At 68.3% G+C, this 15,280-nt stretch carries 13 protein-coding genes; all 13 read right to left on the bottom strand.

Annotation, left to right across the window (positions count from 1 at the left end; translation table 11 throughout):
• Positions 1–2,787 (bottom strand): NAD-glutamate dehydrogenase domain-containing protein (locus tag NA8_RS29835; protein WP_245664061.1); only part of this gene is annotated, 2,787 nt, incomplete at its 3' end.
• A 171-nt stretch (positions 2,788–2,958) separates the two neighbouring features.
• Positions 2,959–3,639 carry a hypothetical protein gene (locus NA8_RS29830; protein ID WP_063053650.1) on the bottom strand — a complete coding sequence of 227 codons (681 nt, stop codon included), beginning with the start codon at positions 3,637–3,639 and terminating at the stop codon, positions 2,959–2,961.
• Position 3,640: 1 nt separating this feature from the next.
• Positions 3,641–4,693: a discoidin/SUN/FTP domain-containing protein gene (locus NA8_RS29825; protein WP_157106994.1), complete on the bottom strand. Its 1,053-nt coding sequence runs from the start codon at positions 4,691–4,693 to the stop codon at positions 3,641–3,643.
• 77 nt (positions 4,694–4,770) lie between these two features.
• Positions 4,771–5,124: a helix-turn-helix domain-containing protein gene (locus NA8_RS29820; RefSeq protein ID WP_040865466.1), complete on the bottom strand. Its 354-nt coding sequence runs from the start codon at positions 5,122–5,124 to the stop codon at positions 4,771–4,773.
• Between the two features lie 16 nt (positions 5,125–5,140).
• Entirely contained in the window at positions 5,141–6,862 is a 1,722-nt protein-coding gene (eccE, locus tag NA8_RS29815) for a type VII secretion protein EccE (RefSeq protein ID WP_063053648.1), read from the bottom strand.
• Positions 6,859–8,217 carry a type VII secretion-associated serine protease mycosin gene (gene mycP, locus NA8_RS29810; RefSeq protein ID WP_063053647.1) on the bottom strand — a complete coding sequence of 453 codons (1,359 nt, stop codon included), beginning with the start codon at positions 8,215–8,217 and terminating at the stop codon, positions 6,859–6,861. The genes eccE and mycP overlap by 4 nt, the downstream gene beginning before the upstream one ends.
• Positions 8,217–9,740, bottom strand: coding sequence for a type VII secretion integral membrane protein EccD (eccD, locus tag NA8_RS29805; RefSeq protein WP_063053646.1), 1,524 nt, complete (start codon positions 9,738–9,740; stop codon positions 8,217–8,219). The genes mycP and eccD overlap by 1 nt, the downstream gene beginning before the upstream one ends.
• 46 nt (positions 9,741–9,786) lie before the next feature.
• Positions 9,787–11,409, bottom strand: coding sequence for a MinD/ParA family ATP-binding protein (locus NA8_RS29800; RefSeq protein ID WP_063053645.1), 1,623 nt, complete (start codon positions 11,407–11,409; stop codon positions 9,787–9,789).
• 34 nt (positions 11,410–11,443) lie between these two features.
• Complete coding sequence (locus tag NA8_RS29795; protein WP_281199191.1) at positions 11,444–12,253, bottom strand: ESX secretion-associated protein EspG; 810 nt, start codon at positions 12,251–12,253, stop codon at positions 11,444–11,446.
• 67 nt (positions 12,254–12,320) lie between these two features.
• Positions 12,321–13,694, bottom strand: coding sequence for a PPE domain-containing protein (locus NA8_RS29790; protein ID WP_063053643.1), 1,374 nt, complete (start codon positions 13,692–13,694; stop codon positions 12,321–12,323).
• A gap of 29 nt (positions 13,695–13,723) precedes the next feature.
• Entirely contained in the window at positions 13,724–13,993 is a 270-nt protein-coding gene (locus NA8_RS29785; protein ID WP_169810581.1) for a hypothetical protein, read from the bottom strand.
• 451 nt (positions 13,994–14,444) lie between these two features.
• Positions 14,445–14,750, bottom strand: a complete 306-nt coding sequence (locus NA8_RS29780; protein WP_063053641.1) for a hypothetical protein — start codon at positions 14,748–14,750, stop codon at positions 14,445–14,447.
• Between the two features lie 43 nt (positions 14,751–14,793).
• A complete protein-coding gene (locus NA8_RS29775) occupies positions 14,794–15,102 on the bottom strand; it encodes a WXG100 family type VII secretion target (RefSeq protein ID WP_063053640.1) in 309 nt (102 codons plus the stop codon).
• Between the last annotated feature and the right edge of the window lie 178 nt (positions 15,103–15,280).

Genomic DNA, 15,280 nt, shown 5'->3' with positions numbered 1-15,280 from the left:
ATCGTCGCGGCGCACCACCTGCGCGGGCGGAAGCACCGCACCGGTCGCGCGGTCCACGTTGTCGGTGACATCCAGCAGACCGGAGATGAACGTGCGGTAGCAGGCGACGCCCTCGGAACCCAGCGCCTGCCGGTCCGCGACCGGATCACCCGTGGCCGCCGGCGGTTGCTTCACCACGAAGCCGCCCTTCGCGCCGACCGGCACGATCACCGCGTTCTTCACCGCCTGCGCCTTGACCAAACCGAGGATCTCGGTACGGAAGTCCTCCAAGCGGTCCGACCACCGCAGACCACCGCGGGCGACGGAGCCGAATCGCAGGTGCACGCCCTCCACCCGAGGCGAATACACGAAGATCTCGAACTGCGGCTTCGGTTTCGGCAGTTCGGCGATCGCGTGCGGATTCAGCTTGACCGACAAGTAGTCCAGCGCGTCGCCCGCCTCGTCACGCCGGTAGTAGTTGGTCCGCAAGGTCGCCTCGATCAGGCCGAACAGGGCGCGCAGGATGCGGTCGGTGTCCAGGCTGACCACCGCGTCGATCTCGGCCTGCAGCCGTTCGGCGATCTCCGCCGCCCGATCCGCGGCCTCCGCGCCGACGTCGTCCGGGTCGAAGTACGCGGCGAACAGGTCGGTGCACGACCGCGCCGTCGCCGGATGGGTGAGCAGGACGCGGGTGATGTTCCCGAAGGTGTAGGCGAAACCGGCCTGCTGCAGGTACTTCGCGTAGGCGCGCAGCAGGGCAACCTCACGCCAGTGCAAGCCGGCGCGCAATACCAGTTCGTTCAGGCCGTCGACTTCGGCGCGGCCGAACCACATCGCGGTCACGGCATCGGGAAGACGCCGCCGCACACTGGTTTCCGGCAGCGATGCCGCGTCCACCGAATGCCCGAGCTGCGCGGTCGGCTCGCTGTCGAGCGCTTCCCGCAGCGGCGCGGCGGTCACCCGGAGCCCGAAGTCGTAGATCCAGCGGTCCGGCCGGTCGGCCAGCGTGATCCGATAGGGCCGCTCGTCGACCACCTCGACGCCGAGGCTGTGCAGCACCGGCAGCACCCGGCTCAACGAGACGCCATCGCCCGCGACGTAGAGCGTGAATCGCCATTCGGCGGCGCCCAGGTCGCCCTGCCGGTAGAAGTCGGTGTCGATCGCGCCGTCGGACAGTCGCTCGAGGCGGCGCAGGTCGCTGAGCGCGTGCGCGGGCTCGTGCTCCTGCTGGTAGCTCGCCGGGAAGGCCGCCGCGTACTCGGTGACCAGCGCCTGCGGCACGTCGGAGGCGCCCGCCGCTTCGGCGACCAGACGGTCGCTCCAGGTCCAGGTGGTCGCCAGCAGCAACTCCTGGATCCGCTCGCGATTCTCCTCGGAGATGTCGGCCGCCTCGGCGCCCGGCTTGCGGTGCACCGTGAAGTAGACGACGGCCAGTTCCGATTCGGTGGCCCGGGCCGAGTACGCGATCTGCTCGGCATCGAACTGCTCGCGCAGGATGTCGCCCATGCGCACGCGGACCTCGGTGGAATAGCGGTCGCGCGGCATGTAGACCAGGCAGTAGATGGTGTCGCTGCGCGAATCGCGCCGGATGAACATCCGCACCTGCCGCCGCAAACCCAGATTCATGACGGCGGAGACGGTTTCGAACAGCCTGCGCGCGTCGGTGGAGAACAGCTCCACCCGCGGGAACGACTGCATCATCTCCAGCATGGCCTGGCCGGAGAACGAATCGAGGCCGAAGCCCGCCCATTCGATGACCTGCAGCACGCGCCGCGAGATGACCGGGATGTCGAGAATGTTCTCGTGCAGGCCCGCGACGGTGAAGGTGCCCACGAAGACGTGTTCGCCCTTGACCATCTTGACGGTGTCGCCCCAGGCCGCGCGGCCGCTCGGGTCGCTCGCGCCGTAGTCGGCCACGCTGATGAAGTACAGGTTCCGAGACCCGGGCAGCAGCGAGTCCACCGACCCGTTGGCCATCCGCAGGACCGTGCGCTTCGCGCCGACCACGGGAACGCTGATGTCGGCGTCGGCGCCGTTGCCGAGGATGCCGAGCCCGGTGCCCGGCAGCTGCCACGGTTCGAAGTCGGCGTTCGCGCTCGGCGCGGAGCGGCGGAAGTGGTAGTAGCCGTAGCCGAGCGGCGTGAAGTGCCCGTCGGACAGCCAGCGCAGCAGCCCGGCGGTCTGCGGGATCTCCGCGTCACCAGCCCACTGCGCGGCCTGATCCAGCTGGCCGGCAACGGTATTGAGCACCTCGACCATGGTCGGCGTATCGTCGGCGACCCGGCGCAGGTCGGCCAGCAGCGGCGGCAGCGCCTGTTCGATCCGGTCCACCAGTTCGTCGGACAGGCCCGCGCCCAACTGCACGTGGATCCACGACTCGCGCAGGGTTTGTCCGTCCGCCTCCCCGGCAGGCTCGGCGACGCCGTCGCGCGGCGCGATGGACAAGACCCGGCCGTCGGCGTCACGCGAGACGTCGAACACGGGATGCACGACTTCGGTGACCGTCGCGCCCAAGCGCCGCAGCGCGGCGGTCACCGAGTCCACCAGCAACGGCATGTCGTCGTTGACGATCTGGATCGCGGCGCCGACCCCCGCGCTGTCGTCCGGCCGGTAGACCCTGGTGGTCGCCGAACCGGGCGCGCGGGTGGTCGCCAGCTCCAGATGCTGACGGAAGATCCGCTCGGCCCGTTCCGTGATCGCCGACGCCGAGGGACCCGGCTGGATCCACCGGAAATAGGCCGCCTCCAGGTCGGTCGGATCATCGCGGAACCGCTTCGGTGAAATCGTCTGCTGGGTGGTTGCCACCATCGATCCGTTGCCTTCCCGAGAACTGCGCTCGTACGTGTTTCGTACTTCAAATAACGTACCGCTGGATAACGGCACAATCAACAGTGTAACAATAATTCGCTAGGACGGACATGGGTAACGCCGTCCCGGATCAGGGATTTTCTGAAGTCCGGCGGGAGAGGCGCGATCAGGTCAGCGCACCAGTCCCGCCCGCGACATGAAGGTCTGGGCGCCGGCTCGACCGGCGAAGGTGCCCGTTTCCAAGCGCAGACCCGTCCGGGTATCCGCGTACCAGACGGTTGCCGAAGGACCGATCGCGGCGTAGACAGATCCGTCGACGAGGGCGGAACCGCCCGCGCCGCGCCAACGAGAAATGCTGTCGGCCAGGCGATCCTGCGCAACCAGTTCGGCATAGAACGTCATGTCCCGGCCGCCCGCGATACCACCGAAGAGCATCGGGTCCGTGGCGGCGATGACGCACTTCTCCCGCTGGCCGCCGGAATCCAGCGGCTGACAGGTCGCCGCCGTGCGCAGCAGATCCGGCATGGCTCGGACCGGCGCGGTTCCCTGGAGATTCGAGGGCAAGGCCAGCGAACAGGACCGGACCGCCAGAACCGCGGCGACTACCATCACCAGCGCGATCGCCCCGACCGTGTACCACTGCCAGCGCGGATAGGCCTTGTGTACAAGGCTTTTCGCCTCACTGCCGACCTTCTCCGCGACTTCGGCGACCTGAGTGGGCAGCTTCTCCGCGACGGTTCTCGCCGTGTCCACGGCTGTGCGCAGCGGCGCTCCGCAGTGCGCGCAGCGGGAATCCGCGCCGGTGTTGCGATGCGAGCAGTACTGGCAGACCAGTTCGGGCAGCGTGGACACTTCAGCGCCCCGTGATGACGATAGAGGAGATCGCGGTGGTGTTGATCGACGGATCGCCCTTGGACTCCAGTACGGTCAGCACGATCTTCGAGGCGCTCACTGCGGGCTCGGTCTTGGTCACCACCAAAGTTCGTTGATCGAGGGTCGGCTGCGTGTAGACGGTCTTGTTGCCGTCGTCGAACTGGTACGAAACCCGGCTCACCGTGCGGTATTTCGCCCACTGGTCGCTGCCGTCCGCGCCGATGTGATCCCAGCCGGGCACGATGCCGATCGAGTCGATCTGATAAGACTTGCCCAGGTCGATGGTGATGACCTGGCCGTCGACCTTGTAGGCGCGCACGCACGACCACGCCTTGCCCGTCTGGCCGCCGAAAGCGTCCATCGCCGACGTGCTGCCGGGCGGACATTTCGACGTCGCGGACTTCGGCTGGATGATCGAACTCGCCGGCGGTGCGGCCGAGGTCGAGGGCGCCGCCGAGGTCGGCGGCGGCGTGACGACCAGAAGCTGATCGTTCGCCGTGTTCTTCTCCTTGCCGCCGGTGGTGACCAGCAGCAGCACCAGCAGTACGGCGACCACCGCGGCGACGATCAGCGCGACCTTGGGTTTGCGCAGCTGGACGAGCGCGTCCTTGGCCATCTGCTGCGCGGGCGCGAGCCGGTCGGACGGTGCGGCGGATGCGCGCGACGGTTCCGGTTCCGGTTCGGCCTGCGCGTTCGATCGCGCGGCGACCGAGGAGTAGTCGTTCCCGAGCTCCATCGCCGGAGCCGATTCCTGCGCCTGCCCGTTCAGCAGCGCGAGGATTCGCTCGCTCGCCTTCGGGCCGTCACCGGTGCGACGCCGCGGCGCGGCCTGCTGAGACTCCGAGTCGAGGTCGGGCAACCCGAGCGATGCGGCGCCGAAGTCGATGCCCTCGCTGTGCTCGATACTGCCGCTGAGCTCCGTGCCACCGATCGACGGCATGGCGGAAGACCCGAACGAAGAATCGGAGAGCAGTGCGTCGAGGACCGCACCTCGATGACGGAGAAAAACATCTCCCGGGTCCTCGGCGGGCATGGACCGGATCGTATCGGGCCCGAGCCGGCCGCCGAGCCGACGCTATTCCCGCTGGAGAGAACAGCCGGCCGGTCGGGTCAGCGCTTCTTCTCCTCGGTCACGAAGTACTCCGGCGGCACGTCGAACACCCGGGCCAGCGCGATCACCAAATCCAGCCGCGGGATCGCGTCACCGTGGATCAGCCGGTACAGGCCGGACTGCGACACCGGCACGTCCGGGTAGGCCAACTCCAGGTGCTGCGCCAGCGAGTAGAGCGTCAGCGACCGCGTCGATCCGTCCTCGGTCGAGACCACGGATTCGGCGATCAGCTCCGACAATCGGCTGGAGAAGATCGCCGCCGCGGCTTGTCTGGGGGTTAGCGCGTCCCCGGCGTCCTGATGAGTCAGATCGCCGCCATCGGAATGGGTGTCCGCTACCACGGTGATAGACATTAACCGACCGCTCCCATCAGCTCACGCGACGGCCACCGGGTTGCGGAGGTGCAACCACGGGTCCCGATGCTCCCGCGTTGTGCGCGGGCGGTCCGTCGACTGTTTCGAAATATCGTGTTTCGCCTCTCGGCTCGATCAGCTCGACACGCACCGTGCGCATCGGAATGCTCACGTCCACCGCGGTAGCGCTGACCTGGTTGATCGCGAGATCGACCGCACGCCTGCGCGGACCGCCGGGCTCGCTGATGGTGACCGTCGTGTGCGCGCTCGACGCACGCGGCGGCAGGTGATCGAAGACCGCGATGGTGGCCGGTGTCTCCGCCTCGGTGGTTTGCGTGCCGGTATGCCCATCGCCCGGATCGGCCAAGCGCATGGAACGCGGGTCGCCGACCGCGCTCACCAGTTGGCGCCAGCTGTCCGGACGCGCCGAATGGATCTCCACGTCCGCGCCCACCACCATCGCCCGCAGGATGATCTGCTGGGCGACCGGCAACCTGGCGTGCACATCGATGGTGCGCCTGCGTGGGTTGAAGCGGGCCGGATCGAACAGCGGCAGCGCGAGAGTGTGGCGTGGCTGGCCGCTGATCGCGCCGAGGATCTGGCCGTTCGGGCCGATCGCGATGGCCAGATCGGCGACGAGTTCCTCCGGTGCGATGTCGGCGCCGGACTCGAAGCCGCGCAGCGCCCGGATGGAGGAGCCGGTGGGCAACGACGCCAGCAGGGCCTTGGACTGGTCGCCGCGCAGTAACCGCAGATAGTCCGGCGGTTCGGTGGTGACCGCCGGGCCGATGAACCGGACGATGGCACGCGGCCCCCCGGTGTCGTCGGTCAAGCTCACCACGAGAGTGGTGCGGCCGCGGTTCCAGGTCCAGCAGTCGTCGAGGCTCTCCCCGCCCAGCCGGGTCCAGTCGATCAGGAAGCTCGTCACACACCGGCCCGGCACCGACGACTCCAGATTGCTCCAGGTCTCCCGGAGATCGGAGAGCTCGACTCCGGCGTGCAGCAGGCGCGTCGCGTCCCGCAAGGCGGCGGCCGGCAGCGCGTGCGCGGCGATACCCCGCTCGCGCAGACGGCCCGCGATCCGATGGGTAGCGCTGGCCAGCGCTTTGGGGGCGACCACCGCGCAGGGACCGCGCTTGCTCAGCGCTGCCAGGTTGCGCTCTTGGTCGAGCCGGATCACCAGCCAGGTGAGCCGGTCCCCGATTACCGGGTGGGTCCCGATCAGCTGGTCATAGAGCATGCTGTAGCTGCCGGTGGAACGGACCCGCTGACCAGTGGTGACGATGTCGATGTCGACCGCGATGCCGAACTGATCGAGCATCGGGAACAGCATGTCGACCGAGATGGTGTCCTCGGTGTACAGGGTTCGCTCGGCGATGACGGTGGGCAGGTCGAGATTCGGCGCGAGCTGGATCATCGCGATCAGCGTGCTGCCCGCCTCGTTGATGCCGCACACGCCGGCGGCTACCTGCACGTCCCGGATCCCGGCGGCCTGCGTGCGTTCGCGCGCCCGGGCGGCCCGGCCTTTCCGGTAGGCCGCCCAGTCGAGCAGCCAGCGAACCGCGGTCCGTTCGTTCACCCGGACGGTCACCGTCACCACCAGGACCGTGACCACCACCGCGCTCACCCACCACGGCGTCTTGGCCGACAGCCCGACCAGCAGCGGGCTGCCGACGACGACGAAGGCGGCGAACGGACCACGCTCGACGCCGGCGACCCGTACGCTCGGAAAGCTCACCGGCGCCTCCGCATCACGGAGTTCAGGTGACTGCCCGCGAGGCCGAGCAGCACCGCGGCGAGGATGACGACGGTCGCGGTGATCGCGGGCCGCAGGTCCTTCGCGCGCGGCGGAGGGGGCACGGGCAGTTCCGCGGACCGGAACAGGCCCGTGGGTTGCTGCGGCGGAGTGCGGTAGCTCAAGGCGGCGAGCGGGTCGATCACGCCCGCGCCCACCACGTTGTCGATGCCGCGCGCAGGCGCGTGCGCGCTGGCCTGCAGGCGGGCGGCGATCTCGCGCGGAGTCTCGTTGGGGAAGCGCGAACGCAGCAGCGCGGCTACACCGCTGACGTAGGCCGCGGCGAACGACGCGCCACCGACCGGCACGAGTTTGTCCGGTTCACCGACACCGTTGATCAGGCCACCGCCGCCGGGGCCGAGCGATTCGATGCCGGTGCCGGGGGCGGCGACCGAAACCCACGGCCCGGTCAGCGAATCCGGCATGGGGGCGCCGGTCGCGGTGGTGAATCCCACGGTGAGCACGTCGGCGCCGAACCAGCCGGGCGTGGAAATGGTCTTCACGTCGCGCCAGTTCCGCGGGTCCGCGGGCCGCGTCGGGTCGATATCCGGATTCTGTGCGCAATTGGCGCCGCCACCGGCATTGCCCGCGCCCGCCACGATCAGCGCGCCGCGCACGTGGACGGCATGGCCGACGGCCGCCGACAGCATGGACTGGTCCACCTGCGCGTCCACCGGGAGGCAGACGGGCAGCGACACGGTGATCACACCGGCGCCTTGGTTCGCGGCGCGCGTGATCGCCCGGGCCAGCGTGCGGATCTCGATGGCGGTCCGCTGGCTCGGATCAGAGCTCGGCCGTTCGGGACTGAACGCGCCGGAGCGGGTTCGGATGGAGATGATCCGGGCGTCCGGCGCCACCCCGGTGAATCCATCCCCGGGATCGGGAGTGGCCCCGATGATCCCGGCGACCAGCGTGCCGTGCGCGTCGCAGTCGGACAGTCCGTCGCCACCTGCGGCGAGATAGTCACCCCCGCCGACCAGGTTGGGCAGACGCGGGTGCGGCTGCACTCCTGTGTCGATCACGGCGACGGTCACTCCCGCACCCCGGCTCAGCGCCTTGGCGCGACGCAGATCCAGCGCGAGTTCCGCGGGTGGAGTGCGGGTGAGATCGCTGTCGGGCAGCGCGCCCGCGGCCAGGCAGCCCTTGTCCTGCTTCATCGGCTGCTCGGGCCCCGGCGGGTCGTCCGCGGGCGGTGCGCCGACCACGACCTGAGGCGGCTCCAGCGCGACCGCGGGAGCGGCGGGGACGGCCAGCATCACCCCGGCGAGAACCGCCACAGCGGCACTGCCGACCTTCATCAGATCCCTCGCATCGCGGTGTAGACGCCCATGATCCAGAATGCGATCACCGGAACCACCAGGATCAGCGCGTATTCCACCAGGTCGATGACTCGGCGGGTGACCGGGGACAACCGTTTGCCCGGCAACCGCAGCGCCGCGACGCAGGCAAGGCAAGCCGCCGACGCAACCCCGAGGCCGACCACGAGACGCGCGGCCGGGCTCTCGTACGCGCCGACCAGGACGAAGCCGACGCCGCAGACGGTGACAACGGATCCGGCGACCAGCGCGATCGCCTGGACCCGATCCGGGTGCCAGCGTGCGCGCATCGCGAGCAGGCCGCCGATCGCGGCGGCCATGACGATCTCACGGATGCCGCCCGGACTGACCGCGGCCGCGAGCACTGCGGAGACCGCGAGCACGGTGGAGATCGCGGCCATCAGACCGCGCAGGCTGGTCACCGCCAGTCGGGCGCGGCCCTCGATACCGGCCTCGGCGGCGTGGCGCTGTTGTTCACCGACAGCGGTGTGCTCGTCGCCTTCGCGCACCGTCTCCGCGTCGAAGATGTCGGTCAGCGTGGTCGGCGAGACCTCGTTGCCCGGGTCCGGCAGGTCCGGCGGCCGGATGCGGGCGATTACCACGGCCAGGCGCGGGGCCGCGGTCAGCAGCACGATCGCGACGAACACCGTGCCACCCGCTACCTGCCCGACGGACAGATCGGCATAGGTCACCGGCAAGGCCGCGGCGGTCAGCATGATGCCGAGCACCGTCACCGCCATCAGGGTCGCGATCCCCATTTTGCTCAACCGCATCATGGTGGCGGCGGCTACCGCAGCGACCACCGCTCCGGCCGCCAGATTGGCCGCGGCGAGCGGGCCGGGCTGACCGTAGGCGGGCGGCACCAGCATCGCGCCCCCGGCGAACAGCAGCGGCGTCGCGGTCAACGTCAAGCCGAGGGAGACCTTCGCCGCGGCATTGCGCCGATGAGCCTGCGCGGCCGCCGCCCAGCACAGCCCGCCGAGCAGCAGCGCGGGCAGTCCGCACCACAAGGTCGAACCGGTCATCGTCCACGACCAGGTCAGCATGGCGGCCACCGCCGAGGCCCCGATACCCAGGACGGTCAGCCCGACGATGGCGGCGGTGTTCGCGTCGAACTCGGCGAACTCGCGCTCGTTGATCAGGGCGAGCGCGTCGGTGATGTCCTCGACCACCGGCGTGAAGACCTCCGCCGATTCGACGACCGACAGCATCAGCACGGTGCCGTCGGTGACGTCGTGGTCGGCCAGGCTGCGCCAGCGCGGAATCGGCGGCTCGCCCGGCCGGGCCAGGCTCCACTGGCCCTGCGGCGGAGTGAAATCGACGCTCTCGTCATCGATCGCCGAGGCCAGGACGACCAGCAGGTCGTCGATGAACGTCTCGATGGTGAACTTGGTCGGCACCACCACATCGACCTGATACGTGGAGACCATCACGGCGATCCGCGCCCGTGCGACCTCCGCCGACGGCTGCGTCCCGGCAGGCGCGGGCGCGACGGCAGTGCTCATCTCTCCGCCTCGCTGACTGCCTGCGCCTCGCTGACGCTCGGCTCGCTCATCGCCACCCTCCACGGTCACCGTGGTTGTCGGCGCCGCTGGAGAGGTATCCGGGGAATCCATCGGCCAGCCAGGCGGCCAGCTCTTCGAACGCGAGCACGGTCTCCTTCTCCAACAACCGCAGGTCGATCTCGCCGCCTTCGGCCAGATGCGCGTCGTAGGGCAGCACGCAGGTTGGGCGCTGCGCGGTCTCGAACAGCTTCTCGATCGCGTCCACGTCGACGGTCGGCTTCAACGGCTGGTGATGCACGATGCCGACGATCGACTTCGCGATCAGGTGTTGCAAGCCATGTGAACTCAGCCAGTTCAGGGTGGCCACCGCGCCGGTCACGCCGCCGACGGTGGCCGGGGTGACGACCACGACGGCGTCGCTGGTCTGCAGCACCGTCGCCGTCACCGAATCCAGCACGCCGGTCCCGCAGTCGACCACGAGCAGGTTGAAGTGCTTGCGCAGGGTTTCCACGGCGGTGCTGTATTCGCGGCCCGACAGCGCCTCGGTGGCCTCGGTGGACCACGGCGAAGCGATCACGGCGAGGTCCGACGAATTGATCGAGGTGAACGACTGCACCGCGGAGAACGCGTCGAGGTTCTGCGACTGCGCCAGGTCGCGCAGGGTCAGGCCGTACGGATGCCTGCAGGTGCGGGTGGACAGATCCCCGAAGTCCGGGTTGGCGTCGATCGCGACCACCCGGTCCGGGCGCAGGCCCGCGAAAGTCGAGCCGAGCGTCGCCGCGGTGGTGGTGCGCCCGACGCCGCCCTTCACGCTGATCACCGCGATCTGATAGGTCGTGGTGAGCTGGCGCCGGATGCGCGCCTTGCGGTCCTCGGCACGCTGCTCGGCGGGCGAGAGCCCCAGATTGAAGCCGACTTTGTTGAGCGCGCCGCGCATGCCGGAGCTGGAACGCAGCTGCGCCCGCTTCGCGGCGGAGATGTCGGCGAGCAGGTCGATCGAGCTGAGCGCGGCGGGCAGCACCTCGATCCGCGGGGTCGGCTCGTACGCCGAGTGGTCGACGCGTTCGGGGACCCAGGGCGTCGCGGATCCGGACTGCCACTCCTCGTTCGCGGATGCGGCATTGGTCCGCGCGATCGCCTGAGACACCCGGGCGGCCGCCTGCTCCGCGCGGTACTGCTCGGCGGACTGCTCGTGTGCCGAATGATTCTGCGCCGCTTGCGGTGCCGCAGGAGGCGCTACGGAGTAGTCCGGCGGAGGCGTGCTCGCGGGCGGCGGCGGCGCGCTCGGCTGTGGCGGGGGCACGTTCGCCTGCGGCGGAGGCACGTTCGCCTGCGGCGGAGGCACGTTCGCCTGCGGCGGCGTGCTCGGCTGCGCCATCTGCGCATTCGCCTGCCGCGGCGGCGTGCTCGCACTCGGTGGCGGCGTCACCGCCGCCTGCTGCGTGGGACGGGGTTCGGATTCCCCGGCGGACGCCTGCGGCTCACGCGGAGTACCGATCACGGGGTCGGCGTGGGAGAACTTCTCGGCGTCCTGTCGGGCCTCGGGGGCGGGGCCCGGGGCCACGGCCGCGTCGGTCAGCTCGTTCGTCGGTGCGAAGTACGCGTCATAACCGCCGCGAGCGCGCGCGGATTCGGCCGAATGACCGTTGATGCTCGGTGCTCGGTTCATCTCCGTCGTCCTCTCCACAACCACGGTCCGACGTTCAGTTCAGTCTGCTTGTGTCGAACCAACTTCGACCGGGCAACAGGTCGATGAGCGCCCCGATGCCCGATCGCAAGGCCGCATCGTCGCCGGGGGCGAACGTGGACCATATCTCTCCATCCATCGCCCTGCTCGGGGTGACGATCAGCCGCCCCGACAGCGTGTCGAGCACGGTCACCGACACATCGGTCTCGGGCGGGCTGCCGTCCCGGTGCTCGATCACCAGGATCTCGGCCCGGCGCGCCACCTCGTCCAGCGCCCTGGTGAGCACCGTCGCGGTGTGCGGCTGGGCGCCCAACTCCAGCAACGCCTGTCGTCGCTCGTCCGGTTCCGACGGTACCTCGCGAAGCTGCTCGACCGTGGTGGTCATCGGCGTGAACCGCAATGCCTCCGCAGGACCGAGCGCGGCGGTCAGCGCGGCCGTCACCGTGTCCAGATTCTGACCGTCCTGATACATCGTCTGGATGACCACGTTGTCGTCGCTGCGCAGGGCGAGCACGTGCGTGTCGCCACTGCGCACCAGCGAGAACCGCAGCATTCCTTGCGGTTCCCCGTCCATTCCGGTGGCCAGGATCCTGGCCACCAGTTCCATGTCCGGCCGGTACAGGCACCGCAGCCAATGCTCGACCACCGGGTGCACCCTGTCACCGTCGATGATGCCCACCTCGGTGAGTTCCTGCGCGACGACGGCGTGCACCCGTTCTCGATCCTCGATCCGATAGATATTCGGCAGCAGCGCCAGCACCGGAGGATACGAGTCGATGCCGACCAATTCTTTCAACAGAAGAGCGGCATCGACATTGAGATCGATCGCTACCGGATCCGCTTCCAGGGGACGAGCCTCCTCTCCTTGGACTGGAACTCGACCACGGTGGACCTCACCGCGCGGGTTCCGGGTCTACGGTCGCCGGCTCGTCGACGTCGCTTCCGATGACACCGACCAGGAGCAACTGCTCGTTGTCCGACTCTTCGAGCTCTTCGAGTTCGTCTCGACGGTCGGCGTCGCCGTACTCGATGACGCCGATGACCGGGGGTTGCTCGAGGACAGGGACATCTTGCGGTTCGCCGGGCACGAACACCTTCGACTTCTCGCGGTCCTCGTCGCGCCTGCGCCGGCGCATCTGTGCCTTCGGCGCGGTCGCTCCGCGAGGTGCGGTCGGACGCGAACCCGGCCCGCCCCCGGTCGGATTCGGCGAGGCACCGAACGCGGTGCCGCGGCCGAGAGACCAGTTGGACGGCATCCGGAATCCGCTCGCAGCGCCGGGCAGGGCACTCAGCCCGCCGCGAGTCATGCTCAGCGCGACCATGCTGCCCGATCCGCCGTACAGCCCGGCCAGCGTCGTCGAGTCCTGCGATGTTCCGATCAAACCCTGCTGGTCCATCGAACCGGTGCCGGAGCCGTCCATCGAGGAATTGCCGAGCGAATCCGACAGTGACGATGGGTTGTCCATGTCGGGCAACTGCTCGGTCGGTTGGGTGGTGTCCACCGGTTGCGTGGTGTCCGCAGGTTGTGTGGGATCCGTGGTTTGCGTGGGATCAGTCGGTTTGGGATCGGTGGGATCAGGATTGGTCTTGGTCGGATCACCCCCCGGATCACCGGTCTGATGGTTCCCCACGTCGGTTTGCGTCGTATGGGTGTCGGTGTCCAAAGGATTCTTGATCTCCGGCGAAACGAAGTTGTACGTCGTTCCATCGGGGATCGGACCACCACCGTTGACGATCGGCATGGGCACTTCCGGCGTCGGCAACCCGGCGAGTACGGCGGTGGCCGCGGCGTCGTAGCCGACCATCACCCCTGCCGCGGCCGCGGTGATCGCCAAATACTCGAGTTCACTCAACAGCATCCCCGCGAGCGTTAGCGGGGCCAGTTGCGTCGTGCTGGCGGCGGCGAGGGCCGCTTGCTTCGCGTACCACTCCGCGAGCCACGCCTCTACCCCGGTCATGGCTTCCGCTGCGCTGCCGAAAATCGCTCCCAGCTCCGCTACGGACTTCGCGGCATCCGCCGCCACCGCGGCCTGTCTGTGCAACCAGCCGGCGTGCTGACGAAACGCCGCTTGCGCGCGATCGGACGACGGCCCTTGCCATGCCCCACCCATCATGGTGGTCGAGCCGTCCGTCCCGCTCGCAGCGGCCGCCAGCGCCGCGGCCAAATCCGCGTAGGCGGCCGCGGCGGTGTCCAACGCGAATACGCCGGGCCCGGACAGCAGCCGGGCGATATTCACTTCCGGTGGCAACGCAAGGTAATCGACCATGGCATCGGCCTTCGCTCGACCGGCTCCGACTACTCGCCGAACGCTACACGTTTGGCGGAGATCTGGCTGTCACCAGCGGCATCCGCCGCGCAATAGCAGGCGTCCACCTCGGGCAGGTGCGGCTCGGCGTTGATGCGATGCCCCACTCCCTGCGCCGTCTTGTCGAAGAGGTTGGTGGCGAAGCCGAAGAATGCCTGGGTGATGCGCCTGCTCACGTCGTCGCAGCCCGGCGGAAGCGGCACACTACCCGCCGCGGACGCAACCATCGTCCCGGCTAGATCCGTGGTCCCTGTGCTCATTTGCGCGGCGATAGCGGGAAGTTGCCCTGGAGTGAGACTGAAGTACATGGAGAGCTCCTAACGAAGGGCGCCGTGCTCGCATCGAGCGGTGCAATCAGAACGTTAAGCTATTCCCACGAGTGGGCATAGTGGCCGGAACCCCATTGGCCACGCCCGACAGCTCTGCGCCGTCGGCAAAAACCCCCTCTGCGACAGCACTCGGAACGTCACGTGACAAGATTTGCGGACTTGCCTCCTCAACCATCGCAGAAGACGTCCCGATACGCGATCGCCCTCGACGATGTCCGTGGGAACGGACTCGTCGAGGGCGACAGCGGGGTGTTGATCGGTATGCTCTCGAGCGCTCGGCACCGACCGAACGCCGAGACGGTGTTCGATCGACCCACCGGCCCGGCTCGTACGACCTGCGCAACGGGCAGGGACCGGAAGGGCGATTCGAACCACGGAGTTGCTAGAGCCCGATCTGCGAGAACCTCATGGCTTGACCCTGGTCAACCACGCGGAACTGGCCATCGATGCCGGACACGCCCTTTGTGGCCGCCTTCAGACTCTCCAGCGCCTCGTTGTACTGGGTGATCAGGCCATCGATGCGCCTTTGCAGGCGTCCGTTTTCGCTACCGGCGTCACCTTGGAAATATTGCTCGAGCAGAGCGGCCACCGCTTTCCGCTCCTCCTTGTTGACGGTCATGTCCTCGAGCGCCTTACTGGTGCGGATCACCAGGCCCTCAACGGCATTGTAATCGTTCTTCAAAACCATTTTCGGAGACCTTTCCCGATATCTTTCTTCTGCAGATCCGGCATCAGAAGTTGAGATTGTATTTGTTGACCTGCGACGCGTTTTCCTGGTCCTGGCTACCGAAGGTCGATCCGGCGATATTCAGTGCGTCGACGATCTCCATGAAGGTCGAGTGCAGCTTTCCGCCCTTGTCGAGAGCTCCCTGCATCGCCTGCTGGATGGCATTTCCGGTCGCGCCCTGGACCGCGGGCGCGTACTCCATCTTGATTCCTTCGAGAATGCCCAAATGGTTCTTGAAGGTGTCTGCGTGGGTAAAGAACTTCTTGGCGGCGGTGTTGATGTCATCCTCGCTGCCGGTGTAGCCGATGGCCATATCTGTTCCTATCCTATGGGGCGTTTACCTTGCCTCGGACGGATTCGCCGAGGACGTTGACAACGTGTGTAGCGGACTCGTCGATACGCGACTCGCGACATCGACGTCCTCGACCACACCGCTCGCGGAGAGCTTCTTCAGTACCGGCACCTCCTGAGTTACTTCGGGATCGAATACC

Source organism: Nocardia arthritidis NBRC 100137, from assembly GCF_001612765.1.
In the GTDB taxonomy this organism is placed as follows: Bacteria; Actinomycetota; Actinomycetes; order Mycobacteriales; family Mycobacteriaceae; genus Nocardia; species Nocardia arthritidis.
The sequence above is the reverse complement of the archived record's forward strand: the minus strand, read 5'-3'. Positions and strand labels throughout refer to the sequence as shown.

What these genes read in the sequence shown, in the direction of transcription:
- NA8_RS29825 (WP_157106994.1), bottom strand. Translation starts at nt 4,693, where the DNA reads ATGCCCGCCGAGGACCCGGGAGATGTTTTTCTCCGTCATCGAGGTGCG.
- NA8_RS29820 (WP_040865466.1), bottom strand. Translation starts at nt 5,124, where the DNA reads ATGTCTATCACCGTGGTAGCGGACACCCATTCCGATGGCGGCGATCTG.
- mycP (WP_063053647.1), bottom strand. Translation starts at nt 8,217, where the DNA reads ATGAAGGTCGGCAGTGCCGCTGTGGCGGTTCTCGCCGGGGTGATGCTG.
- eccD (WP_063053646.1), bottom strand. Translation starts at nt 9,740, where the DNA reads ATGAGCACTGCCGTCGCGCCCGCGCCTGCCGGGACGCAGCCGTCGGCG.
- NA8_RS29800 (WP_063053645.1), bottom strand. Translation starts at nt 11,409, where the DNA reads ATGAACCGAGCACCGAGCATCAACGGTCATTCGGCCGAATCCGCGCGC.
- NA8_RS29790 (WP_063053643.1), bottom strand. Translation starts at nt 13,694, where the DNA reads ATGGTCGATTACCTTGCGTTGCCACCGGAAGTGAATATCGCCCGGCTG.
- NA8_RS29785 (WP_169810581.1), bottom strand. Translation starts at nt 13,993, where the DNA reads ATGAGCACAGGGACCACGGATCTAGCCGGGACGATGGTTGCGTCCGCG.
- NA8_RS29780 (WP_063053641.1), bottom strand. Translation starts at nt 14,750, where the DNA reads ATGGTTTTGAAGAACGATTACAATGCCGTTGAGGGCCTGGTGATCCGC.
- NA8_RS29775 (WP_063053640.1), bottom strand. Translation starts at nt 15,102, where the DNA reads ATGGCCATCGGCTACACCGGCAGCGAGGATGACATCAACACCGCCGCC.